The organism is Planococcus ruber (genome assembly GCF_022819085.1).
Classification (GTDB): domain Bacteria; phylum Bacillota; class Bacilli; order Bacillales_A; family Planococcaceae; genus Planococcus; species Planococcus ruber.
Map to the genome: position 1 here is coordinate 1,053,322 of NZ_JALHAG010000001.1, position 22,882 is coordinate 1,076,203.

25 protein-coding genes are annotated in these 22,882 nt (G+C 45.8%); 18 read left to right on the forward strand and 7 right to left on the reverse strand.

The genetic code is table 11. The features are described 5' to 3' along the window. Positions 1 to 28: 28 nt before the first annotated feature. From MTR82_RS05385 to MTR82_RS05400, 4 genes are all read right to left on the reverse strand, one after another. Positions 29 to 1,057 carry a DUF4097 family beta strand repeat-containing protein gene (locus tag MTR82_RS05385; protein ID WP_246808164.1) on the reverse strand — a complete coding sequence of 343 codons (1,029 nt, stop codon included), beginning with the start codon at positions 1,055 to 1,057 and terminating at the stop codon, positions 29 to 31. After that, positions 1,050 to 1,373, reverse strand: coding sequence for a PadR family transcriptional regulator (locus MTR82_RS05390; protein ID WP_246808166.1), 324 nt, complete (start codon positions 1,371 to 1,373; stop codon positions 1,050 to 1,052). Before MTR82_RS05390 ends, MTR82_RS05385 begins: the two co-directional genes overlap by 8 nt. Positions 1,374 to 1,579: 206 nt before the next feature. Continuing rightward, positions 1,580 to 2,671 (reverse strand): FAD-dependent oxidoreductase, encoded by a 1,092-nt coding sequence (locus tag MTR82_RS05395; protein ID WP_246808168.1) that lies wholly within the window; start codon positions 2,669 to 2,671, stop codon positions 1,580 to 1,582. 15 nt (positions 2,672 to 2,686) lie between these two features. Beyond that, positions 2,687 to 3,268, reverse strand: coding sequence for a CDP-alcohol phosphatidyltransferase family protein (locus tag MTR82_RS05400; RefSeq protein WP_052650511.1), 582 nt, complete (start codon positions 3,266 to 3,268; stop codon positions 2,687 to 2,689). 152 nt (positions 3,269 to 3,420) lie between these two features. On the opposite strand from MTR82_RS05400, the gene MTR82_RS05405 reads away from it, so the two are divergent. The 12 genes from MTR82_RS05405 (at position 3,421) to MTR82_RS05460 (ending at position 14,221) form a co-directional block, all read left to right on the forward strand. Next, the gene (locus MTR82_RS05405) at positions 3,421 to 5,307 is read left to right on the forward strand and encodes an FAD-dependent oxidoreductase (protein ID WP_246808169.1); all 1,887 of its coding nucleotides are present in this window, start codon (positions 3,421 to 3,423) and stop codon (positions 5,305 to 5,307) included. Beyond that, positions 5,304 to 5,969 carry a TVP38/TMEM64 family protein gene (locus MTR82_RS05410; RefSeq protein ID WP_246808171.1) on the forward strand — a complete coding sequence of 222 codons (666 nt, stop codon included), beginning with the start codon at positions 5,304 to 5,306 and terminating at the stop codon, positions 5,967 to 5,969. The genes MTR82_RS05405 and MTR82_RS05410 overlap by 4 nt, the downstream gene beginning before the upstream one ends. Positions 5,970 to 5,994: 25 nt before the next feature. Next, complete coding sequence (locus MTR82_RS05415; protein ID WP_246808173.1) at positions 5,995 to 7,242, forward strand: ABC transporter substrate-binding protein; 1,248 nt, start codon at positions 5,995 to 5,997, stop codon at positions 7,240 to 7,242. Beyond that, positions 7,226 to 8,110: an ABC transporter permease gene (locus tag MTR82_RS05420; RefSeq protein ID WP_246808174.1), complete on the forward strand. Its 885-nt coding sequence runs from the start codon at positions 7,226 to 7,228 to the stop codon at positions 8,108 to 8,110. The genes MTR82_RS05415 and MTR82_RS05420 overlap by 17 nt, the downstream gene beginning before the upstream one ends. Beyond that, a complete protein-coding gene (locus MTR82_RS05425; RefSeq protein ID WP_246808175.1) occupies positions 8,110 to 8,934 on the forward strand; it encodes an ABC transporter permease in 825 nt (274 codons plus the stop codon). The genes MTR82_RS05420 and MTR82_RS05425 overlap by 1 nt, the downstream gene beginning before the upstream one ends. Beyond that, positions 8,931 to 10,004, forward strand: a complete 1,074-nt coding sequence (locus MTR82_RS05430) for an ABC transporter ATP-binding protein (RefSeq protein ID WP_052650522.1) — start codon at positions 8,931 to 8,933, stop codon at positions 10,002 to 10,004. The genes MTR82_RS05425 and MTR82_RS05430 overlap by 4 nt, the downstream gene beginning before the upstream one ends. Positions 10,005 to 10,082: 78 nt before the next feature. After that, entirely contained in the window at positions 10,083 to 10,529 is a 447-nt protein-coding gene (locus tag MTR82_RS05435; protein ID WP_246808176.1) for a GNAT family N-acetyltransferase, read from the forward strand. A gap of 269 nt (positions 10,530 to 10,798) precedes the next feature. Beyond that, entirely contained in the window at positions 10,799 to 11,281 is a 483-nt protein-coding gene (locus MTR82_RS05440; protein WP_052650524.1) for an RrF2 family transcriptional regulator, read from the forward strand. Between the two features lie 23 nt (positions 11,282 to 11,304). Beyond that, positions 11,305 to 11,529, forward strand: coding sequence for a DUF896 domain-containing protein (locus MTR82_RS05445; RefSeq protein ID WP_246808177.1), 225 nt, complete (start codon positions 11,305 to 11,307; stop codon positions 11,527 to 11,529). Between the two features lie 27 nt (positions 11,530 to 11,556). Further along, positions 11,557 to 12,435: an Hsp33 family molecular chaperone HslO gene (hslO, locus tag MTR82_RS05450; protein ID WP_246808178.1), complete on the forward strand. Its 879-nt coding sequence runs from the start codon at positions 11,557 to 11,559 to the stop codon at positions 12,433 to 12,435. A 164-nt stretch (positions 12,436 to 12,599) separates the two neighbouring features. Next, complete coding sequence (locus tag MTR82_RS05455) at positions 12,600 to 13,202, forward strand: alpha/beta hydrolase (protein ID WP_246808179.1); 603 nt, start codon at positions 12,600 to 12,602, stop codon at positions 13,200 to 13,202. A gap of 53 nt (positions 13,203 to 13,255) precedes the next feature. Beyond that, entirely contained in the window at positions 13,256 to 14,221 is a 966-nt protein-coding gene (locus tag MTR82_RS05460) for a glutaminase (protein WP_052650528.1), read from the forward strand. Positions 14,222 to 14,583: 362 nt separating this feature from the next. On the opposite strand, the gene MTR82_RS05465 is transcribed toward MTR82_RS05460, so the two are convergent. After that, complete coding sequence (locus tag MTR82_RS05465; protein WP_246808180.1) at positions 14,584 to 15,141, reverse strand: hypothetical protein; 558 nt, start codon at positions 15,139 to 15,141, stop codon at positions 14,584 to 14,586. 269 nt (positions 15,142 to 15,410) lie between these two features. Here MTR82_RS05465 and MTR82_RS05470 point away from each other — a divergent pair, with 269 nt between their 5' ends. From MTR82_RS05470 to MTR82_RS05490, 5 genes are all read left to right on the forward strand, one after another. Next, complete coding sequence (locus MTR82_RS05470) at positions 15,411 to 16,658, forward strand: DUF2382 domain-containing protein (RefSeq protein ID WP_246808181.1); 1,248 nt, start codon at positions 15,411 to 15,413, stop codon at positions 16,656 to 16,658. 102 nt (positions 16,659 to 16,760) lie between these two features. Then, positions 16,761 to 16,961 (forward strand): YwbE family protein, encoded by a 201-nt coding sequence (locus tag MTR82_RS05475; protein ID WP_052650531.1) that lies wholly within the window; start codon positions 16,761 to 16,763, stop codon positions 16,959 to 16,961. 34 nt (positions 16,962 to 16,995) lie between these two features. Then, positions 16,996 to 17,223, forward strand: coding sequence for a hypothetical protein (locus MTR82_RS05480; protein WP_246808182.1), 228 nt, complete (start codon positions 16,996 to 16,998; stop codon positions 17,221 to 17,223). A gap of 88 nt (positions 17,224 to 17,311) precedes the next feature. Beyond that, positions 17,312 to 19,447 carry an ATP-dependent helicase gene (locus MTR82_RS05485; RefSeq protein WP_246808184.1) on the forward strand — a complete coding sequence of 712 codons (2,136 nt, stop codon included), beginning with the start codon at positions 17,312 to 17,314 and terminating at the stop codon, positions 19,445 to 19,447. 42 nt (positions 19,448 to 19,489) lie between these two features. Then, complete coding sequence (locus MTR82_RS05490; RefSeq protein WP_052650534.1) at positions 19,490 to 20,761, forward strand: MDR family MFS transporter; 1,272 nt, start codon at positions 19,490 to 19,492, stop codon at positions 20,759 to 20,761. Between the two features lie 31 nt (positions 20,762 to 20,792). Here MTR82_RS05490 and MTR82_RS05495 read toward each other — a convergent pair whose 3' ends face one another. Then, the gene (locus tag MTR82_RS05495) at positions 20,793 to 21,101 is read right to left on the reverse strand and encodes a DUF3243 domain-containing protein (RefSeq protein WP_052650535.1); all 309 of its coding nucleotides are present in this window, start codon (positions 21,099 to 21,101) and stop codon (positions 20,793 to 20,795) included. Positions 21,102 to 21,260: 159 nt separating this feature from the next. Between MTR82_RS05495 and MTR82_RS05500 the strand changes: the two genes are divergently transcribed. Continuing rightward, the gene (locus tag MTR82_RS05500) at positions 21,261 to 22,097 is read left to right on the forward strand and encodes a VLRF1 family aeRF1-type release factor (RefSeq protein WP_052650536.1); all 837 of its coding nucleotides are present in this window, start codon (positions 21,261 to 21,263) and stop codon (positions 22,095 to 22,097) included. Positions 22,098 to 22,128: 31 nt separating this feature from the next. Here the strand turns inward: MTR82_RS05500 and MTR82_RS05505 are convergent, their stop codons facing one another. Further along, a complete protein-coding gene (locus MTR82_RS05505; RefSeq protein WP_246808185.1) occupies positions 22,129 to 22,824 on the reverse strand; it encodes a hypothetical protein in 696 nt (231 codons plus the stop codon). Positions 22,825 to 22,882: the final 58 nt, after the last annotated feature.

Here is a 22,882-nt window from a genome sequence, read left to right on the forward strand (position 1 = left end):
CTGAGAATTCAGCGGCTGAAGCAAAAGCTTATGATTTTTTTACTTCAATGCTGCCATTATCCGTCTTTAAAACGATGGAATGTTGGCCGGAGCCGTATACCGTATGATTGCTTTTTACGCCGAAAATTTTTGCCTTTCCGTAATCCTTGTGGGCGTGGATAGAAGCATTCGTTGGTTCTTCTGCTGTTTCAACCGTAATGCTGCCGTTGTCTGTTTTCAGGGTGATATCGCGTTCAAGGTTGGAAGTGAACAACCTGATTCGGCCATTATCGCTTTCTGCAGAAATTTTCCCTTCCACGCGATCCATCAAGATGCTGCCATTATCGGATTGAAGCCTGATTTGCGCCGCTGCAATGTTTTCCAGTTCAATCTTGCCATTCTCCGATTTCATCTCAGCTTTTTCTGTCCGGCTCGATTTCAATTTCAAAGCGCCATTATCCGAACGAATGCGCAATTCAGCCGTTTTGAGATCTTCAAAACAGATGCCGCCGTTATCTGATTTTGCCGTTAAAACGCTGCTTTCCAAATCGGCTCCATCGATTCTCCCGTTATCTGTCACTATTTTCAGGGAATCATAGATCTTAGAAGGCAGCTGGACACGTACACGAGGCGATTTCGTATTGATCGTAAAACTGAAAATCCCCCATTTCTTTGCTTCCTCTTTTAAAGTGATGACCAATGTCCGGTCCAAGACATCCACAAACAACTGCTGATTATAGCCTTTGTCCTCTACGTCCACATGCATTTTCCCGTCTTGTGATAATCCGATGTCCAATGTACCGTTGTCAATTTGAATATCCACTTTATCAAATTCGTCTTTTGAAAGGTTGACGGCTTTCGGTTTTGCTTCAACTTGGCTGAAGTCAAATGAAGCGAGCAATTCTTGGGCAATAGCTGCCGGCTCCCCAAGTTCCGCTGCGATTTCTTCGTCTTGTTTTCCGTCACGGCGTCCATTTAAAAAGTATTCGCGGATATCTTGAGAAATGTCCTGTCGTTCTTCTGTTGGCAATTGGTGCAAAGCCGCTTCTAGTTCTAAAAGAAATTGGTGTTCAGTCATTGGAAATTCCCTCCTCGATCAATTGGTTGACGCCATCGGTAAAACTTTTCCATTCAATCAGTTGTTCGGCAAGATATGTTCGGCCGGCTTCCGTTAATGTGTAGTATTTCCTTGGCGGGCCTTCGGAAGATTCCTGCAAATAAGTGGTGAAATAACCTTCTTTCGTCAATCTTCGCAATAAAGGATAGACAGCGCCTTCTGATATGGAGATGCGGTCTGAAATCTTTTGAACCAACTCATACCCGTAGCGGTCTTGCTTTTCCAGCAACACCAAAACGCACAGATTTAAGACCCCTTTTTTAAATTGGACATTCACTTTCATTCACTCCTTTCTATGCTATTGTTCATTGTGCAGTAGTGAATATAGAACAATATATCATGTAGTACTATTCATTGCAAGGTAGTAGGGAGAAATGACAGAAAATTTTTTAAAAGGCTTGATATTTTTAATCAATAAGTGGACGAAAAAAGAGGCCGCCGTTGAAAGGCTGCCTCTGATTTATTTATTTTCCATCCTACGATTTATTCGTAAAGCTTTTGATACGTCTTCATAAACTTGCGGTCGATGTGCTGCTTTAAAAGCCATGGCCACTTTCCGTGGATAGATCGCTTGCCGTATAAAAGCAGAGCTTCCTGATTGCCGGTCGACAGGATGGAAAGGAAACGCTTTTGAGGGACAAAGGGCTTCAGCGGCTGATGGAAGAGGAAACGTTGCAGGTTCTCCCATAGCACTGGGCCTTGCCGGACAGCATAAACGCCGTTTTTGGCAAGAGAAGGATAGGATTTTATGCTTGCGCAGTCGCCTGCGCCAAAAATGGAAGGGAAGGCATCACTCTGCAAAAATTCGTTGAGCAATAAAAAGCCGGAAGAATCTATCGGCAATTTGGAATGACGGAACAATGCGGGACTTGCCGGCCCGGTGAGCCAAAGGATTTCGGACTGGGGATATACGCTGCCGCTGCTCGTGATAAAACTTTGCTTATCTATTTGAATGACGGTTTGATTGGACAGAATCTGCAGCCCTTTGCGTTGGGCGATCGCTTCGATTTTCTTTGAAATATGCTCACCCTGGGCGGCCAGTAAAGGAGAAGAACCGACTACAGCGACATTTTCCAATAGGTGATGCTGTTTTCGCCACGCTAATATAGCCAGTGCCAGCTCGACGCCGGAAGCACCGACTCCGACGACTGTTGGATAAGCAGCTTTACGAAATGAAGCGATGGTTTCCGAAAAGCGGAAGTTAGGTTTAACGGTGGAAACAAGATCTTTCCATTCATTCGGCACGGCCGTTTCTGAACCGATATCAAACGAGGCCGCATCATATGTATAAACCTTGCCTTTGGTTCCGACCATTTCTTTATTGTCTGCATCGATTTGGACAATCCGGTCCTCAATAAAGATTGCGCCTGCTTTTTGGCACATTTTTTGGAGATCGATCCGGGTCTCTTCCAAGTCGTAAAACCCTTCAGCAAATCCTGAAAACATTCCTGAATAGTATTGGAAGCGGGACGTAGAGATCAATAATACGTGCACATCCTCCAGCCCTTCAAGAATCAGCTGCCGCAAGCCATATAAATGGGCATGGCCGCCGCCAACCAGCACGAGGGTTTTCATTTCCTCCCCTTCTTTCTATTTCAAGATTCGCCTAGCTTCTGCGAGGCGTTGGGAAATCGTGAAAATCTGGATCGCGAAAAAAATCAATGTAATAGCTGTTAAATATGTTGAAAAAACAATCATTAGGGTAAAGAGAATAAAGCCTTCAGTCCGTTCAGCCAAACCGGCCTGATAATAGAAGGATTTCATCCCTTTTTTATCGGACAAGGCGCCGACTGTCAAAAAAATGGTCATGGCGATAACAATGGACGCGCAGAGGAGCAGCAATGCCCACATCGAATCGGGGAAACGAAAAGCCAGCCCCAAAATCACTCCGATTTCCACTAGGCGGTCAAAACTGATATCAAGCAGCGTCCCCCAAGGCGAAGGCTTCGTTTTTCGGGCCATTGTGCCGTCGACCACATCCAGGTAGCCAGACACCCAAAGAGCCATCACGGCAAGGAAAGGCTGGTCCCAGTAAATGAGGGGACCGGATAAGATCCCAATGGCAAACGCGATTTTTGTGACGCCGTTAGCTGTAAAGCCCCATTTTATTAAGGCATCGGCAGTCTTCTCGACAATCGGTTGAACATGTTTTCGGGCATGAGTATCGAGCATGAATTTCACCTTTTCATTTTTAAGATAGTTTCAGTATAGTATAGCTTTTCTTTTCAATCCTCTAATCTAGCTTTCGGCAACGGAAAAGGAGCAGAGATAGAAAGGCTGTGCGGCCAAATAAAAAGGACAATAGAGAAAGGAAATGATCACAAATGGTAAAGAAATATGATATTGCAGTCATCGGAGCAGGAGCGGCAGGGTTGACCGCCTCTTTTACAGCAGCAGGATTTTCAAAAAAAGTAGTGTTGATTGATAAAAATCTGCCAGGGGGAGAATGTACATGGTCTGGCTGTATCCCAAGCAAATCCTTGATCAACATTGCAGAAGAAGTTCACCACGCGAGAAAATACACCCCGGATCTCCAAGTGGATACTTCGGAAGTGCTAAGAGACATTAAAGACATCATACAGAAAGTATACGAAGGGGAATCACCGGAAGTCCTACAGGAATCCGGCATCGATTTCATCAATGGCTATGCGAAATTTTTGGATTCCCATGCTGTAGAAGTGAACGGCGAGCGCGTAGAAGCGAAGAAATTCATCTTGTCTACAGGCTCATCGCCAATGGTCCCGCCGATTGAAGGATTGGACCAAGTCTCTTATTTAACCAACGAAACGATTTTCACACTCGATTCTTTCCCGGAAACGATGACAATCCTTGGCGGAGGCGCAATTGGCGTCGAATTGAGCCAGGCCTTGAACCGTTTAGGCGTGAAAGTCACGCTGGTGGAAAAATCGGAGCGGATCTTGCCAAAAGATGAAGAAGAACTGGTACAGATGGTGCAGCAGCGGTTGATTGATGAAGGCGTAACGATCCATACATCAGCTACAGCTGTGAAAGCGGAACAGAAGGGCAAAAATATCACATTATATGTTGAAAAAGACGGTGAAGAATTAAAAATTGCTGGAGAAGGCCTTCTCGTAGCACTTGGCCGAAAAGCGAATGTAGAAGGATACGGACTTGATAAAGCTGGAGTAAAATACGATTCAAAAAGCATCCAAGTCGACGATCATTTGGAAACGACGGCGAAGGGCATCTATGCCATCGGCGATGTGGTCGGCCCATACCAGCTTTCCCATATGGCAAATACCCAAGGCATCACGGCTACGCAAAATGCGATTTTGCCGATCAATAAAAAAATGGATTACGAACATGTGACTTGGTGTACATATACGGATCCAGAGCTAGGCCGCTCAGGTTTGTCAGAAGAAGAAGCCCGTGAAAAATATGGCGATTCCATCCGGGTCTATGAGCATGATTATGCGCATCTGGACCGGGCAAACACGAAGAAAGACAGCATCGGAAAAGTGAAAATCATCCTGGATAAAAAAGGCTTTATCTTGGGTGCCAGTGTGCTGGGGGACCGGGCAGGCGAAATCATCAGCCAAATTCAAACGATTAAAACGCTCCACATCAACTTAGGAAAGTTATCCGGCGTGATTCATCCGTACCCGACATACAGCGAAGTGCTGGTGAAGATCGGCAAGAAAGTCTATGTCGATAATTTATTGAACCAACCGGTTGTGAAAGCGTTCAATAAAGCGAAAGATGGAGAAAACCCGGTAACAACGAAAGGCGTGTTGGCGACTGCAGCTATAGCGGCAGGATCTGCTGTGGCGACGATGGCAGTGAAAAACAATGTGAAGCCGAAGCTGGGAGTTGAAGATGGGCGATTGAAGGAAGTTCCTTCTACTCCAAACGCCGTTTCATCCCAAGCGCTTGACCTTGAAAAATATGTAGCGGCTTTGCCGTACCATGGCAGCAAGAGCCAGGCGAAAAAGAATTTGATCAGCATGCTGAAAGGGTATGAAGGTGTAACGATCTTGCAGGAAGATGAAAATTACATCTATGCCGTAGCAAGATCAAAAACAATGAAATTTAAGGACGATATCGAATTTTACTTCAACGATGCAGCTCAGCAGATCGAGTTCCGTTCAGCTTCCCGTGTAGGCTATTCAGATGCCGGCGTTAACCGCAAACGCTATAATGAAATGAGAAACCGCTATTTCAGCATTTCCAGCCATAATAGAGACTTATGAGAAACAGGAAGTTTTCAAAAGTTTTCCTGTGGCTGGCCGCCATTTTAGGGGTTGGAGCGGTTTACTGGATCAGCCGCTCCGTCTTTCAACTGGATGCACAGGCAGTCCGCAGCTGGATCCTTTCTTTTGGAGTAGCTGCACCGCTTATTTATATAGCAGCTTATACAGTTAGGCCGCTGGTGCTTTTTCCTGCTTCTATCCTGTCCATCGCCGGAGGGTTGGCCTTCGGTCCATGGATGGGAACTTTTTATACCATCATTGGGGCTTCGCTCGGTGCCATGCTTTCTTTCGTTTTGGCCAAGAAAATAGGCGTCAGGCTGGGCAAAAAAGAATGGCCGGAAAATAGGAAGAAAATCCAAACGCAGATGGAGCGAAACGGCTTTTTTTATGTTTTGGCATTGCGCCTATTTCCAGGATTCAGTTTTGACTTAGTAAGCTATTCAGCCGCTATCGCAAAAGTCCGTTTTGTCCCTTTTTCCATTGCGACGATTATCGGAATCATCCCCGGCACGTTTGCCTTAAACTTTGTGGGGAGCAGTTTCATCAGCGGAAATCCGGGGATTATGGCAGGAGCTATAGCAGTATTTATTGTTTTGACAAGTGTGTTGGCCCTCCTTCGGAATCGGTGGAGGCGCACCGAAGACACGGTGGACAGAATGTAATTATCAAAGTTTGGGAAGTGGAAAAATGAAGAAGTGGGCATTGGCAGCAACCGGGTTATTGGCATTGGCGCTAGGGGCATGTGCGAATGGAGCAAGTGATCCGGCTGCAGAAAATACAGATGATTTGTTGGATAGTGATTGGAAAACGATTGCTGCAGAAGCCGAAGGGCAAGAAGTGAATATGTATATGTGGGGCGGAAACGAAAACATTAACCGTTATTTGGATGATTGGGTAGCCCCCCGCCTCCAAGAAGAATATGATGTGGATTTGCAGCGCGTCCCGGTCAATGATGCCCAAGATTTTATCAATCAATTGGTGGACGAAAAATCGGCCGGAAAGAAAAAGGGCAGCATCGATATCATTTGGATTAACGGAGAAAATTTCAAGGCCGCCAAAGACAATGAATTGCTGTGGGGAGATTTTGCCGGGAAACTGCCGAACTTCAATGAATACATAAATCCGGATGCGTTAGAAGTGGCGGAGGACTTTGGAGAACCAGTTGAGGGGCTTGAAGCACCGTGGGGCAAAGCCCAATTTGTCTTTGTCCATGATGAGAAGAAAGTTGCTGAACCGCCAAAGTCCATGGAAGAACTGGCGGAATGGGTCAAAGAGAATCCAGGCCAGTTTACGTACCCTGCATTGCCGGATTTTACAGGCAGCGCATTTATTCGCCACGTGCTTTATGAAACGACCGGCGGATATGAACAATACCAGCAGCCGGCAGCGGATATCGAAGATTTGGAACAGCGTTTAGCGCCCATGTGGCAATATTTGAATGAAATTGAACCTTATTTATGGCGGAAAGGCGAAACCTACCCTGAAAGCCTGGCGAAACTGGACCAATTGTATGCAAACGGGGAAGTCTCAATGACCATGAGCTACGATCCGGCGCTTGCAGCAAGTGAAGTCATGAAAGGCCGATTCCCGGAATCGACCAAGACCTTCCTATTGAAAGGCGGGACTTTGGCAAACACCCATTTTCTATCGATTCCATTCAATTCTTCTGATAAAGCAGGAGCTTTAGTGGCGATCAATGAAATGCTGTCTCCGGAAGCCCAGACTGCGAAATTGTCTCCTGAGAATTGGGGGGATTTGTCTGCATTGGATTTCGAGAAGCTGTCTGCTGAACAGCAGAAGGCCATGAACGAAGTGGATTTTGGCCCGGCGACTTTGCCGCTTGAAGAGCTGGAAGGAAATCGCTTGCCTGAATTATCCTCCGATTATATCGAAGTGATCGAAAAAGGGTGGATGGAAAATGTTGCGAAAGATTAAACCGTATCTTTTGCTCTTTCCTGCCGCCGCCACCATAGTCCTCCTGTTTTTCGGAGGGCTTTTTGACGGTTTTTTGAAAAGCCTCGGCTATTTTCCGGCTATTGGCGAAACCGGGTTTTCGTTGAAGGCTTATTCCAGCCTCTTTCACTCGGATGCGTTTTGGGATTCCTTAATTGTTACCATTCGAATTGCCGCTATTTCTTCCGTACTATCTGCTTTTTTAGGAGCGATTGTGGCTGTCGTTGTGTTCATGATGCACGAAAAGTCGAGATCGGGAGCGTTGAACTTATGGAATCGTTTGTTTCAATTGCCATTGACGATCCCGCATCTTGTGGGAGGATATGTAATTGTCCTTTTGTTCATGCAGAGCGGATTTTTATCGAAAATCTTAGCGAAGGTGGGAGTCATTGAGCAAATTCCGGATTTTCCGGTGCTTGTCAATGACTCGTTCGGATGGGGGATCATCCTGGCATATACATGGAAAGAAGCGCCGTTTGTCGCTTTGATGGTTTATCCGGTGCTTGAGAGAATTCACAGGAAGTGGCGGGATGTTTCGCGGGTATACGGGGCAGGGAATTGGGATTTCATCCGTGAAATTGTGGTTCCTGCCATCTTGCCCGCTTGGACGGTTGCGGCTTTTATCGTCTTCGTCTTTACGTTTTCTGCCTTTGAGGTGCCGTATCTGTTAGGCGTCACTTACCCCAGCATGCTGCCGGTCTATTCCTATCAGCTCTATTCAAGCGGAACGTTGGCTGACCGGCCTGAAGCTCTGGCTGTTAATCTCATTTTAGCGCTGTTAACGGTGTTGTTGGGGCTCATCGCCTATTATTTCAGCAAGCGCTGGAATGTATTGAAGGGGTGGGAATGATGAAGAGACAGCGCCTCCTAGCAAATACCTTCCTGTTCATTTTCCTGTTGATGTTCATCGTTCTCCCTTTTGTTCCATTGGTTTTATCAAGTTTTTCCTATAATTGGAAATGGCCGAACGTTTTGCCGGAAATTTTCAGCCTAAGTGCCTGGAAGTATGTGCTCTTCGACAACTCGGGTACGTGGCAAGCCATTGGCACCAGCTTGCTGATCGCTTTTATCGTCACGGCAATCAACATTATTTTGGCGGTCCCGGCTGCTAACGCGCTTGTGCGCTATCCCTTAAAAGGGAGATGGCTTTTTGAAGCAATTATTTTTGCGCCTATTGTTATCCCTGCTTTTGTAGCCGTTTTGGGCATCCATTTAACCTTTCTGCGTTTTGGTTTGACGGAAACGATTTTCGGCGTGGTTCTCGCCCATCTTTCGCCGACGCTTCCTTACGTCGTCCGGGCTGCGATGACCAGCTACAATACTTTATCGATCGATTGGGAAGACCAAGCGCGAATGTTGGGGGCAGGCCCCCTTTCACGTTTCTATCATGTGGTGCTTCCGCATTTGCTGCCAGGCATCGCAGCAGGAGCCAGCTTGAGCATTTTGATTTCCTTAAGCCAGTATTTGATCACCTTCATTATTGGCAGCGGACAAGTGATGACTTTGCCGATTCTGCTGTTTCCATTTATCAGCGGCGGAGATCCGGCAATCGCTTCGGCCTATTCCTTAGTTTTTGCAGGGATGGCCGTTGCTGCCTTGCTCATTCTGGACTTGGCATTGAAAAGATATTATAAGAAAAAGCAGGCCGCTGCCAGTAAAGGAGTGAGGGAATGAATCAGCTGCGGATTATTCAGCTCGAAAAAAAGTTCGAAGACAGAAAAAAGGATGAGAACCCGGTTTTTTCACTTAAACCGGTTCATTTGACGATAAAAGAAGGCGAATTTTTTTCGCTTTTGGGGCCGTCCGGCTGCGGGAAGACCACGCTATTGAAATTGCTGGCAGGATTGGAGCAGGCGGACCAGGGAGAAATTTGGATAGGCGAAACGGAGATAACCAATGTCCCTCCCGAATCACGGAACTTTGCCATGGTCTTTCAACAGCCGCTCTTGTTTCCGCACATGAATATTGAAGACAATATTGCCTTTGGCCTGAAAATGAAGAAGGTGAAAAGAGCCGAACGGATTGAACGGGCACGTGAAATGCTCGGGCATGTCGGTTTAAAAGGCTATGGGCAACGCTTTCCGGATGAACTGAGCGGCGGACAGCAGCAGCGGGCGGCGCTTGCACGGGCGCTTGTGTCGGATCCGCGCGTGTTATTGATGGATGAACCATTCAGTGCACTGGATCCGAGCCTGCGGGAAGAAATGCGGATTTTGCTGAGCCGCATCCACCAAGAGTTTGGGACAACGGTCGTGTTCGTCACTCATGACCGCGAGGAAGCTTTCCATCTTTCCGACCGAATCGGTGTGATGAGCGACGGAAACTTGCTGCAAGTGGCCGGTGCAAAGGAATTATACGAAAAGCCGGCCAGCATTCAAGTGGCTTCTTTTCTAGGCCTTAAAAATATTTTAAAAGGAAGCGCCGGAAAGTTTGGGATGGAAAACAGAAGCCAGCAAGTTGAGCTAGCGGATTCAAGAAAGTCTTCCATGACGCATTTGATCATCCACCCTGAAAAACTGCAGCTTTCCACCGATTTGGAGAAGCAATCGACAGCTGAGGAAATCATATTTGAAGGGATCGTAAAGCAATTGCGCTTCAATCACGGTTTTTATCTTTGCACCGTCCAAACGGAAAACACGCTGTTGGAATGCTCAATTTCCAGCAGACAAGCGGAAACAGTTTCCATCGGTCAAAAGGTGAAGCTTAGTGCCCAGTTAAAAGGCTTGCACTTCGTCAGCCGATGAGTTTATTCTTCCTAATATTGCAAAAAAGAGCGCTGGAAACTCCGCATAAATGGTAAAATGAGTCTTGGGGGTGGAAGTATGATTGGCCAATTAGACCATCGGGATGAAGAAACGGCGAAGGATATCCAACGCATTCAACAGCCGGCCTATCTTATTGAAGCCGAGTTGATGGGATTTCATGGAATTCCGCAATTAACAGAATCGATTGAGGACATCCAGCAAAGCAACGAAAGCTTTACCGGATTTAAAGAAGAGGAATTAAAAGGCTTTATCTCCTATATTGAAGAAGAAGATCTGATTGATATTTACCGCTTGGTCGTTCATCCGGATTTCTTCAGACGAGGAATCGCGAAAGCGCTGCTTGCTGATCTTATGAAGCGATACAAGGGATATAAATTTATCGTCAGCACTGGAACAGCCAATGAGCCAGCCAAAAATCTTTACCGTTCTTTCGGTTTTGTGGAACAAGACCTATTTGAAGTTGCGCCGGGCATTACGTGTACCAATTTCATGAAACAAAGCTAGAAATTATTTTGTGCGAGAGGTGGAGTGCTTAAAGCCTGGGGAATCCATCCGGCTTTCGTAGTTCTTCTCGCATTGTCATAGGGCGCACTCGCCAGTTTTATTTAATTATGGAAAACACCTGCTTTTTTTAGCAGGTGTTTTTTTACGGTTGGGATTGAAAGTGTCGGGAGTGGCCCCAAGTTCAATTGATTTACTTTCATTTCAAAATAAATTATTATGTGATAACGAGGATAAGGAATGTCCGCGTTTAAAAAGCGGAGGTGATGAATGTGCATATGAAAACAGGCGTTGAGCAGTCGGTTTATGCCGTTTTACTGTTGAACATGCTGCCGGATAAAGCTGTGCTTCCGGGAGAAGCAATCAGCCAGCAGCTGAAAGCATCGCCTACGTATTTCCAAAAACTGCTTCGCAAATTGGTCAGTGCAGGAGTCATTGCATCGGTGCCAGGCGTAAAAGGCGGATTCAAATTAAACAAACGGGCGGAAGATATCACAGTCTATGATATCTACCTTGCGATAGAAGGAAGGCAGTCGCTTTATTCGTCCAGCGGCATTTTAGGCGATCTGCTGGAACTGGAAAAGGAAGAAAGCTGCTGCCTCTTGACGGATTTAATGGAAGAAGCGGAAGTGGCTTGGAAATCGGTCATGAAACGGGAAACCATTTCATCATTGGCTGAAAAAATGAATGAGCAGCGGTTCCTGCTGAAAACGGAAGCTTTGCAGCAATGGGTGCAAAGAAAAATGGTCGCCTAGCAACGAGGAAAGGAGTGGATCAGATGATTCCTCAATTGAAACGGATCAATGAACTGTCAAAGAAAGCTCGTGAAATCGGGCTGACAAATGCTGAGAAAGTCGAGCAGCAAGTATTGCGGGAAGATTATTTGCGCGAAATCCGGGGGCAAGTCGAGAACACGGTAACCGGATTGACCGTGCTCGATCCACTCGGAAACGATGTAACGCCGGAAAAAGTCCGCAATGAAAAAGCAGCAAAAACCATTTAAATTTATAAAGAAAGTAAGTGAAAATAGATGAATGATTATTTAGTGAAAGCTTTAGCATACGATGGGCAAGTGCGTGCTTATTCTGCACGCACGACGGAAACGGTCAGTGAAGCGCAGCGCCGCCATTACACATGGCCGACAGCTTCTGCGGCACTGGGCCGTTCCATGACAGCGAGCGTCATGCTCGGCGCCATGATGAAAGGCGAAGAGAAATTGACGATCAAAATCAATGGAGGCGGACCGCTCGGCACTATTTTAGTCGATGCGAATGCAAAAGGTGAAGTCAGAGGCTACGTTTCCAACCCGCAGACGCATTTCGATTTGAATGCACAAGGGAAGCTGGACGTGAGAAGAGCAGTCGGAACAGAAGGAACGCTGTCCGTTTCCAAAGATGTCGGCTTACTGCAGCCATTCGTCGGTCAAGTGCCGATCGTTTCAGGTGAGCTGGGCGAAGACTTTACGCATTACATCGTTACTTCTGAACAAGTGCCTTCATCTGTCGGCGTTGGCGTCATCGTCAATCCGGACAACACGATCCAGGCATCCGGCGGCTTTATCATTCAATTGATGCCGGGAACGAACGAAACGATCATTACGGAAATCGAAAGCCGCCTCAGTGAAATTCCGACGATTTCCAACATGGTGCGCCAAGGGATGACCCCTGAAGAAATTCTTTTTGCCGTATTAGGCAAAGACAACGTGAAGATTTTGGACGACATGCCGGTGAATTTCCAATGCCAGTGCTCGCGTGACCGTATCCATAACGCGATCATCAGCTTGGGAACGGATGAAATTCAAGACATGATCGATACCGATGGCCAGGCAGAAGCGCAATGCCATTTCTGCAATGAAAACTATCTTTTCACGAAAGAAAACTTAGAAGAGATGCTTGAAACAGCGAAATAATTTTTTAACACCCGCAAATTTTGCGGGTGTTTTTTTGCAGTGAGCACTTCTCATTGGGATTTTTTCTTTGCTGTGATATAATTATCTCGAATTCAAGATAAGTTTAAGTTAAATCAATTAGGGAAACAGACGAGTAAGGTGTCTGAAATAGGAGGATGATTTAGATGAAGCACATATTCCATCAAGGATCCAACAAAGAGAAACCGACGTTTTTACTATTGCACGGCACGGGAGGCAATGAAAACGACCTATTGCCGCTCGCCAAACATATCGATCCGGAAGCTTCTGTGCTGAGTGTACGGGGCAATGTTTCCGAAAATGGCATGCCGCGGTTTTTCAAGCGTTTGGCTGAAGGCGTTTTTGACATGGAAGATTTGAAAGCCAGAACGGAAGAACTCAATGAATTTATCGGAAAAGCAGCAAAAGACCATGGTTTCGACCGCAGCAATGTCATCGCCATCGGCTATTCGAATGGGGCAAACATCGCTGCAAATTTGCTGTTCACTTATTCGGATGCGTTAAAAGGCGCCATTCTCCATCATCCGATGGTTCCAAACCGCGAGACGGAACTGCCGGATTTGGCAGGGGTTCCCGTATTTATCTCAGCAGGGACTAATGACCCCATCTGTCCATCGGAGGAATCGACTGATTTGGAAAGTTTGCTTAAGAATGCAGGGGCACAAGTGCATCTGCACTGGGAAAATTACGGCCATCAATTGACAATGCCGGAAGTGGAAGCCGCGAAAGTCTGGTACGGCCAATTATAAACAGAACCCCCTTGTGGAAACCAGGGGATTTTTAGAAGGCAAGGAGGCATGACATGCAAAGAAACCCGCATATTCAAGAGCAACTGGAAGCGTGGATCGAAGAAAACAAAGGACATGCCATTTTAGGAACCACCGCACAATACATTCCGGCGCTTGGAAAAGTGGATCCGAGCCGTTTAGGAATTTGCATGGTGGATGAAGACGGCCATTATTATTGTGCCGGGGACACGGATCAGGAATTCACGCTGCAAAGCATTTCAAAAGCGCTATCGTTTATTGCGGTGTGCTGCCATTACGGTTTGGATTTTGTGCTTGAAAGAGTAGATGTCGAACCGACCGGTGAAGCCTTCAATTCCATCATCCCTTTTGAAATCCACCGGCCGAATAAACCGTTCAACCCGTTCATCAATGCAGGCGCTATTACTGTATCGGCATTGCTTCCAGGGCAAACCAGCCAAAAGAAATACGAATACTTGCTGGAATTCCTGGAAGGGTTGGTTGGGCATCCACTCGAAATGGACCGGGAAGTCTATGATTCCGAATGGAAATCTTCTCACCGCAACCGGGCGCTTGCTTATTATTTGAAAGAAGCGAACTTCCTTGAAATCGAAGTCGAAGAAGCGCTCGATATTTATATCCGCCAATGTTCCATTAAAATAAGCACACAAGATTTGGCATTGATCGGATTGATTATCGCCTATGACGGCTTTAATCCAATCACGAAAGTAAATCATTTTTCAGATGAAATCGCCCAAGTCGCAAAAGTGTTGATGGTGACGTGCGGCATGTACAACTCTTCCGGGAATTTTGCGGCCCATGTTGGCATTCCCGCAAAAAGCGGGGTATCCGGTGGGATTTTGGCGGCCGTTCCGCCTAAGCTCCACTCCCAGACGTACGAGTTCCGGGCCGGAGCGGGCATCGGAGTTTATGGGCCAGCAATCGACGTCCAAGGGAACAGTGCAGCTGGCACCATGATGCTGCGCCAGATTTCTAAAGAATGGGACTTGAGCATTTTCTAAAAAAACCCGTGAGCTGCAAAAGCTCACGGTTTTTTTGCAACTTCTCAAGGAACTAGTTAGGTGCGAGCGTCTGCTTCTGGAATCCGCACTGCGGCGCTATGGACAGGATTCCCACAATAAGCCGAGAAAACCACTCGTCTTATTGCTCCATCCTGTCCGGAACCGCGCCGGTGCTGGAGCCCTCTCCAAAGATTTGGAGCAAAGGATTGGAGACGATATTCTTATAAAAGCATCGTTCTAAACCGCTTGCTCCTGAGCCAGTTCATTGCAATGCCATTTTGCGGAGTATCGAATTTTTAAACAAAACTTTTCCATTTCCATCTTTTTCAATACACTGGAAAAAACCCGTGAGCTGCAAAAGCTCACGGGTTTTCATTTTGTGAAGCGTAAGGCAGTTCTTTTATCTGGAAGGCTAAGCTGCCGATGTTCACGATGCCCTCAAATTTCCGGGTTTTTCCCCAATCATAAAATTGAAAAGTGACGGAGTGGCTGCTGACTGCTTTGATCGACGGTGCGATGATGTCCACGCCCGTGTCCTGATTTTCAATCACATGGGCAATCGCTTGGCTGATGCTTTGGCTGCGTTCATCATCATAGCGGACAAGGGAAATTAATGTGCCTTTTCCAGGGAAGGTATCTGTCGCTTCCCGGTGGGCAGTCAAGGCAACCAAATCGCCTGTTTTTAACTGGCGCTGCTCGAGCGGCGCTCCTGATGTTTGGGTGAACTGGCTGGTGGGAGCCACTTCAAAATAGGTGCCTTCAATCAAGATGGCTTGTTCAGCAGGATGCTGTACGATATGTAAAGTGGAGTAATCCAGTTTCGGCGGAGCAATGCTTTTGGAAGCTACAGGTTCTGCCGAACAGCCGGCCAGCATGAAAAAACAACTTAAAAATAATATCGCCAACCCTAAAGAGCGCATACAATCCCCCCTGCCATCATGCTTTAATCATACAGACGTTTCAGAATACAAAAAGTTACAGAAAAATGGAAAAAGATTTAAAGAATTTTAAAGATTTAATAAGGAACAAGTTTTTGAATTTTTTCTAAAGAGTGAGGCTTTGCAGATAACAGAAGTTTGGGTGAAATGGCTCATTCAGTTTTTCAAATGTTTGAGATGGAGAGGCACGGGTAAATCTTTTGTAAGCAAGATTTTTCAAGTTACACATACTGAAATTGGAGGAATCGAAAATGGCCAACAATAAATTTATGGGAACTTTCGACAACGAAACAGAAGTGTTAAGAAAAATCGAAGAACTGAAAGCGCAAGGCACGAGTGAAGACCATATGTATGTCATGGCACGCGACAAAGAACAGATTTCTATGGTGCGCGGCCGGACAGATGTTGATTACAAATCCACTGAAGGCAGCTGGAAAGACAAATTTATGGGATTCTTGTCCGGCAATGAACCTGTCCGTGAGGCTTTTAATGGGTTAGGTGTAGATGGCGACGAAGCTGACCGCTATTACAACGAAGTGCAGAATGGCAGAATTTTATTGTTTGTTGATAAAGAAATCGGCGACAATTACTCCCGGACTTCAGAAAATTATACGGGCCGTGACGAAGGCAAAAGTACATTGGCAGGCGGTGCAGTATATGGAGACCCGACTGTCGAAAACACAAGAGCCGTTGGGCATTCGGATTCGGGAATCGTAGCACGGGACGGTTTGACTGTAGATACGAATGAGGCCAATGATATTGATTTCCATAGAGAACGGAATATGGTGGATTCAGATGATACTTCAGCGGTGTCAAGACTTGATGATGAAACAGCCGGTGTCGGACGAGATACTGGAACCGGCTTTGGATTAGGCGGCGGCAGCAATGTCGACGACACGCCGCGGCCAAGCCGGGATGCAAATGATTTTTCAGCCACTAATGAACTGGATCGTGAAGATCGTTTCGATGATACAAACCGGACAACGGGCGGCTTGACTGATTCAGACCGCACGACCGGCGGATTTACCGATACAGATCGTACGACAAGCGGCTTGACAGACAGTGATTTGAACCGAGACCATTCGCACGAAGAAGAAGAGCGGCTTCGCCTTCATGAGGAGCGCTTGCATGTGAACAAAGACCGTGTGCAGACTGGAGAAGTAAATGTAGGAAAGCACGTGGTGGAAGATGAGCAGACCATTGAAGTACCGGTTGAACGCGAGGAAGTTTATGTAGAACGCCGTCCGGTGAATGAAGAAAGCACAGAAGGCGGCTTGACTGGAGATGCCTATCAGGAAGGCGACAATATTCACATTCCGGTAACAGAAGAACGCGTCAACGTATCGAAAACGGATGTCGTGAATGAAGAAATTGTCGTTGGTAAACGCAAAGTGCAAGACACGGAAACAGTGAGCGAAACGGTTCGCCGGGAAGAAGCGGATATTGATGAAGACCTTGATGCCGATGATTTAGGAAACAGCCGAAAAGACCGCTTATAAAATTTCGTTGGAGTAAGCAGATGCAGAAAGGCGGGGAACCATCCCCGCCTTTTTTATTTCGCCAAAGAGCGGTATGATAGAAGAAAGTCAGGAGTGAAGACAATGGACGGCAAAAAAAGAATCGATGTAAAACCAGGGATTGCAGTGAATATTGTGCTGAAACAAGACCAGCGATCCGGTAAATTGACCAAAGGCATTGTAAAAGATATCTTAACCAATTCAGCTACCCATCCGCACGGCATTAAAGTTCGGCTTGAAGATGGCCAAGTCGGGCGAGTGGCAGAAATTCTTGAAACAAAGTAACACTTCAAAACTATTCTTGGAAGGAGACATGCAAATGTTTGCTGATAAAGAAAAGCATGGAGACCACTTTGAAGCGCCGGAAAGCAAAAAAGCGGAACGGCAGAACGAAAAACTTCACTCAGAAGATCCGAGGGAAATCGGTGAGCAATTAGATGAACAAAAAGAAGGGCTCGATGAACGGCATTATGAAAATCCGAAAACCCGAAAGGATAAACGGAATGCAGAGCCGATCAGTAAACCGGATGAGAAAAACTTCATTTGAATTTTAAGGAATTACCAAAGAAGGACTCATTAATTTGAGTCCTTTTGTGTGTTAAAATAGAAGGAATGAAACAGCGAAGGAGCAGCATATGAGCCATTTTTTTGAACGGAAACAGAAAGAGCTTGGAGTGGAACTGAATAAAATCCAGAAGAAAGCTGTGGAACGGACAGACGGCCCATTGCTTCTTTTAGCGTGTCCAGGTTCGGGGAAAACTACAACAATGATTATGAGAATCGGCTATTTGATTGAGGAAAAAGGCGTGCGCCCGCAAAAGATCAAAGCGATTACGTTCAGTAAAGCCTCGGCGTTCGATATGAACGAACGCTATAAACGCTTTTTTCCGAAGCTTTCGCCTGTCGATTTCTCAACGATCCACAGTTTAGCTTTTCAGATCACCCGTGAATATTTTGCGGACTCCCGCTATATCATGATTGAAGGAAGCGAATCCAATGGCCTCCACAAGAAACGCCTTCTCCGGGAAATGTATCAGACGGAAGTAGGCGAGCCCATTACAGATGATCAATTAGAGGAATTGACTTCGTTTATCAGTTTTGTCAAAAACAAAATGATTCCCCGTGAAAAATGGTCCCAGCTGAAAGCGCCATTTGACGGCGCTAACGAAATCTTAAAAACTTACGAAGCTTTTAAAGAAAATTATGACCAGCGGTTAGTGGATTTTGATGACATGCTGTCTTTGGCTAATGAAGCTTTAGAAAAAGACGAGGCATTGCTGTCGAAATACCAGAATAAATGGGAATACGTCATGACCGATGAAAGCCAGGATACATCCCTTATCCAACATGCGATTGTAGAAAAACTGGTGGCTCGCCATCACAATCTTTGCGTAGTGGCCGATGATGATCAATCGATTTATACGTGGCGGGCAGCGGAACCGACGTATCTGCTGAAATTTAAGAGCGTGTATCCGGATGCGTATGTGATGAAAATGGAGCGCAATTACCGCTCAACCAAGAATATCGTCGATACGGCAAATGTCTTCATCAAAGCCAATAAGCAGCGCCATGATAAGAATATGTTCACCAAACAGCCGGCCGGGGAGCCCATTGTGCTAAAGCGGCTTTCATCAGAAGAAGCGCAGCTCAAGTATCTCTTTAAAGAATTAAAGCAATTAACCGATTTTGGTGAAGTGGCCATTCTGTATCGCAATAATTCATCTTCCACTTTGTTGATGAGCGAATTGGAGCGCCATGGCATTCCTTTTTATATGAAGGACGCAGACAACCGCTTTTTCTCCCATTGGATTGTCGAAGACATGCTGAATTTCATGCGTTTTAGCTTAAAACCGGAACGGGTGGACATCTATGCCAAAATTGCTTCGAAAACCAATGCGTATTGGTCAGGCAGCCAATTGAAGTATTTAAGCCGGATGAAGCCGACGCAGCATAACGCATTCGATGAGATTAACCGGAGCGTCACGCTAAAGGACTACCAAATCAAAATTCTCAACGAGCAAAAGAAATGGTTTGAAGCCTTGAATAGCATGCGTCCGCTAAAAGTTATCCGCACGATCCGGGCAGATCTCGGCTATGACCAGATGCTTTCGAGCCGGGCAGAAAAATTCGGGATGCGTCTGCAGTACTTGGAGCAGATCCTCATGAAGCTTGAGCAAATTGCAGAACCTTTAGCGTCCATGACGGAATTTGCGGTAAGGCTGAAAGAGCTTGAGCAGATTACACAAAATGCGAAAGCGGAAAAGACAGACGATATGCTGACATTGTCGACTTTCCACAGTTCCAAAGGGCTTGAATTCGATCGGGTCTATATGGTGGATTTGGTGGAAGGCGTGATTCCCGCTGAAGAAGATGCAGAAAATCCAGCGACGCTGGAAGAGGCAAGAAGGTTGTTTTATGTAGGAATGACGCGTGCCAAAAAACATTTGGAATTGATCAGCTATGATAACGAATCTCGCTTTATGAATGAAGTGCGTGAAATAATCGTTCCTGAAAAAACAACAAGTAAAGCAGTGAAGGAGCGGAAACCGGCTGCTCGAACCCCGATTAAAGTGGACGTTCCGGATAATCCCAATGCTGTTAAAGCAGATGACGAGCTGGTTGAAGGGGCAAAAGTTCGGCATCGTGTTTTTGGTACGGGAAAAATCGTTGAACGGGATCATGAACGGCTATCGATCCAATTCGCTAAAGAACGGAAAGACTTGATGATTGATATTTGTTTGAGCTACAAATTGTTGGAAGTGATTGACTGACAGCACGTTTTACATTCAACTTAGGAACGCGGGGACAGGAAAATGAAAATTAGAGATTGGGATCGAAGTTTAAAAGTGCGCCTTGTCGGCGAATTTTTTATGAACACAAGTTATTGGATGGTATTTCCATTTTTAGCGATCTATTTTGCAGAAGAATTTGGCAAAGGGACAGCAGGTTTATTGCTTATCGTCTCCCAGGTTTTTTCTGTAGCAGCCAATTTAATTGGCGGATATTGCGCTGACCGATTTGGCCGGCGGCGAATGCTTGTCATCGCTTCCATTGCGCAGGGAGCTGCATTCCTGCTATTCGCTTTTGCCAATTCGCCTTGGTTTGATTCAGCGGCTTTAGGGTTTGTGGCTTTCACTATTGCTGGAATGTGCAGCTCGCTCTATTGGCCTGCGAGCCAGGCAATGGTAGCGGATGTCGTACCGGAAAAATACAGGAGCGATGTGTTTGCCATTTTCTACACCACCTTGAATATTGCCGTAGTCGTAGGGCCGCTGATCGGTGCTGTACTATTTTTCTCATTCCGCTTCGAACTCTTATTGACGGTGGCGGTAATCTCGATGATTCTTGGATTGGTGCTGCGCCTTTACACAAACGAAACGTTGTCTCAAAAGATGCAGGACAAATGGGCAGAAGGGGAATCTGCGGGTCTGTCAAAAGCGGTTCTCGGCCAACTCAAAGAATACGGATTGATTTTTAAAGACCGGGTCTTCCTCCTGTTCGTTATTGCCGGCATCCTGGGGGCCCAGACATTCATGCAGCTGGATCTGCTGTTTCCGATCTACTTGAAAGAATCGATTGATGTCCAGACGATTGCTTCTTTCGGAAGCAAGGAATGGACCGTGACAGGCGAGACTTCATTCGGTTTCCTGTTATCGGAAAATGGCCTTTTAGTTGCGTTGATGACGGTGATAGTCACAAGGTGGATGACAAAGTTCCGCGAAAAATGGGTATTTTTCTTATCAGCCTGCTTCTATGCAGCTGCCATGCTTCTCTTCCCATTGACTTCACTATTTTGGATCTTCGTCATCGCTATGGCCATCTTTACGTTTGCTGAACTGATGGTCGTGGGCATCCAGCAGAGCTTCATCTCGAAACTGGCTCCAGAAGATATGCGGGGCCAGTATTTTGCAGCTGCAAGTATGCGCTATACCATCGGGCGAATGATTGCGCCGGTGTCAATTCCCATGACAGCCTGGTTCGGTTTCAGCTGGACGTTTGCCATTCTCGCTTTATTGGCAGTAGCTAGCGGCCTTGTCTATTTACTGATGTTCCAATTATTCGACAAAAAAGCGTCCCTTGTATAGGGACGCTTTTTCTATAGACTGATCAATAATGCTACTCTTTTTTCACTAAACGCAAGAGCATGTGGGCAAGCATATGCTGCTCTTCTTTTTCTCCAACTTTCCATAATTCCTGGAGGAGATATTCTTCGCGGTTTTTCGGATCTTCGTTTTTCGCTAAGTAATTGGCGACTTTTTCAGTGATCTGGGCCAAACGCTCTTCGCTCAATCCTAATTTTTCACCCATTTCAACTTTACTGCTTAAGTATTGCTTGAAATGTTCAAAGTTCGCTAAGATATCTTCTTTTTTCTCATCATCAAAAGATTTTAATTTATCGTCTACTTTTTTATCGATATTTTCCATTCGGTCCACACTCCCTTTTTTTGATTGCACTATCTGTTTACCTCGGTAGACCTCTTTTAAACGTCAGAATAATAAAAAAAGAAGGAAGTCTTTCGTTTAATGTAGAAGACTTAGGGTAAGGAATTATAGAGGATGTATTTTAAGGAGGATGATGGATGAATGACATTATATGATGAAATCCAGAAACTAAAGGCATTTAATTGTGATGACCGTTGCGTATTAAGCGTCTACTTGAATACGAACCCGGCGGATTTGAACGCACAAAATGGCGCTTGGAAAATTCACCTCAAAAATGGTTTGAAACGATTGGATGAATATTTAGAAGCCTCACAAGATGAAAAAGAAATGAAGCGCTACAAAGAGCTGAGAAAAAAAGTGGAGCGGGAAATACTTGACCATAAAGACGACCTCCAAAAGGGTGTCGTTATTTTTGCATCTACACATGATGATTTATGGTCCGTGCACTATGTTCAAGTGCCGGTGAAAACAAGTTTCCACTGGGAAGCGAAGCCGGCACTGGATGAATTGCGCTATATGTATAAAGCCTATCCGTATGCAGGCGTGGTGCTGCCTAGCTTTAAAGGGATCCGCGTACTGGATACTTCAATGGGGATTATCAACGAAGAGATTTTCTATGAATTTGATTCAGGTTTAGAAGTGTGGACGGAGCAAAAAGGCGTCCATTCCGCAGCGAGAAGCGGCGGTGGCAATAGCATGGGCGGCGGTGGAGCGCATTTAGGCGGAAACAGCGGAAGCCATGCGGACGATTTGGACCATCGGTTGCGCGAAAACTTAGAACGTTTTTATAAAGATATGAGCAGCAAAATTGAGAATTTGAAAAAAGAACGCCATTGGGATGAAATCCATGTTGTGGGAGAAACAGAACATGCGAAATCGTTTGCTAAGGTTTTGATGAAAAAACCGAACAGTTGTGTTTATAAAAACTTGATCAACAGTTCACCAGGGCAAATCCTGCATGAAGTGTTCGAAAAATAATCAAAAATCCCCGGCGTGGAGCCGGGGATTTTTATGCATTCTTATGAAGGTGAGGCTGCGGGCAAAAGGTGCAAGTTTCAAAAGCATCGAGTTCTTTGTATAAACAGCAGGTTTTTCGCAAAGGGCGGGTGACGGCTGCCTCCAAAGAGGAGTTGCCTAAAAGTTTAGCGAGATAAGATGTTTTGATCGGCTTCCAATGTTCTGTCTCCAGCAGCCACTCCAGATCTTCAGCTGCTCTTCGCGGTTGGCGTTTTTCAAAATTGGCATAGAACCACAGGAGCGACCCTAAAATGTTTTCCCAAAGAATAATGGGCGAAATTTTTACATAGCGGCGGAATTCCTGAATGGCCCGGTCAGCTTGCTCATAAAGCACTTCGTGCATAGCAGCAAAACGTCCGGTATCTGAAATCATTGCAAGATGTTCAGGGGCAGCATGAGTCTCAAGCAAAGGAAAGCCATAATTGCGGACCTGATTAAAACGCAAATCACTGAACGAACCTTTAAAATAACAGCCATGATTAACGATCAAATCAAATTGAGCCGTGATGAATAAGGCATACTGCCGGAAGAAATACGAAACCGCAGCGCCGTCATTCACGCTTCCGCACCATTCCTTTAATTGAAGCACCGCTGTTTTCATGTCATGGGACAGCGGTGCTTCAGGTGTGCGTCCGGCGGCTACTGAATAATGGGCGAGGATGAGTTTAAGCTCTGGAGATGCTTCCATGGATTTTCACTCCTTTAACTACTCATCATGCTAAGGGAAAAGAAAGAATTTGCAAAGG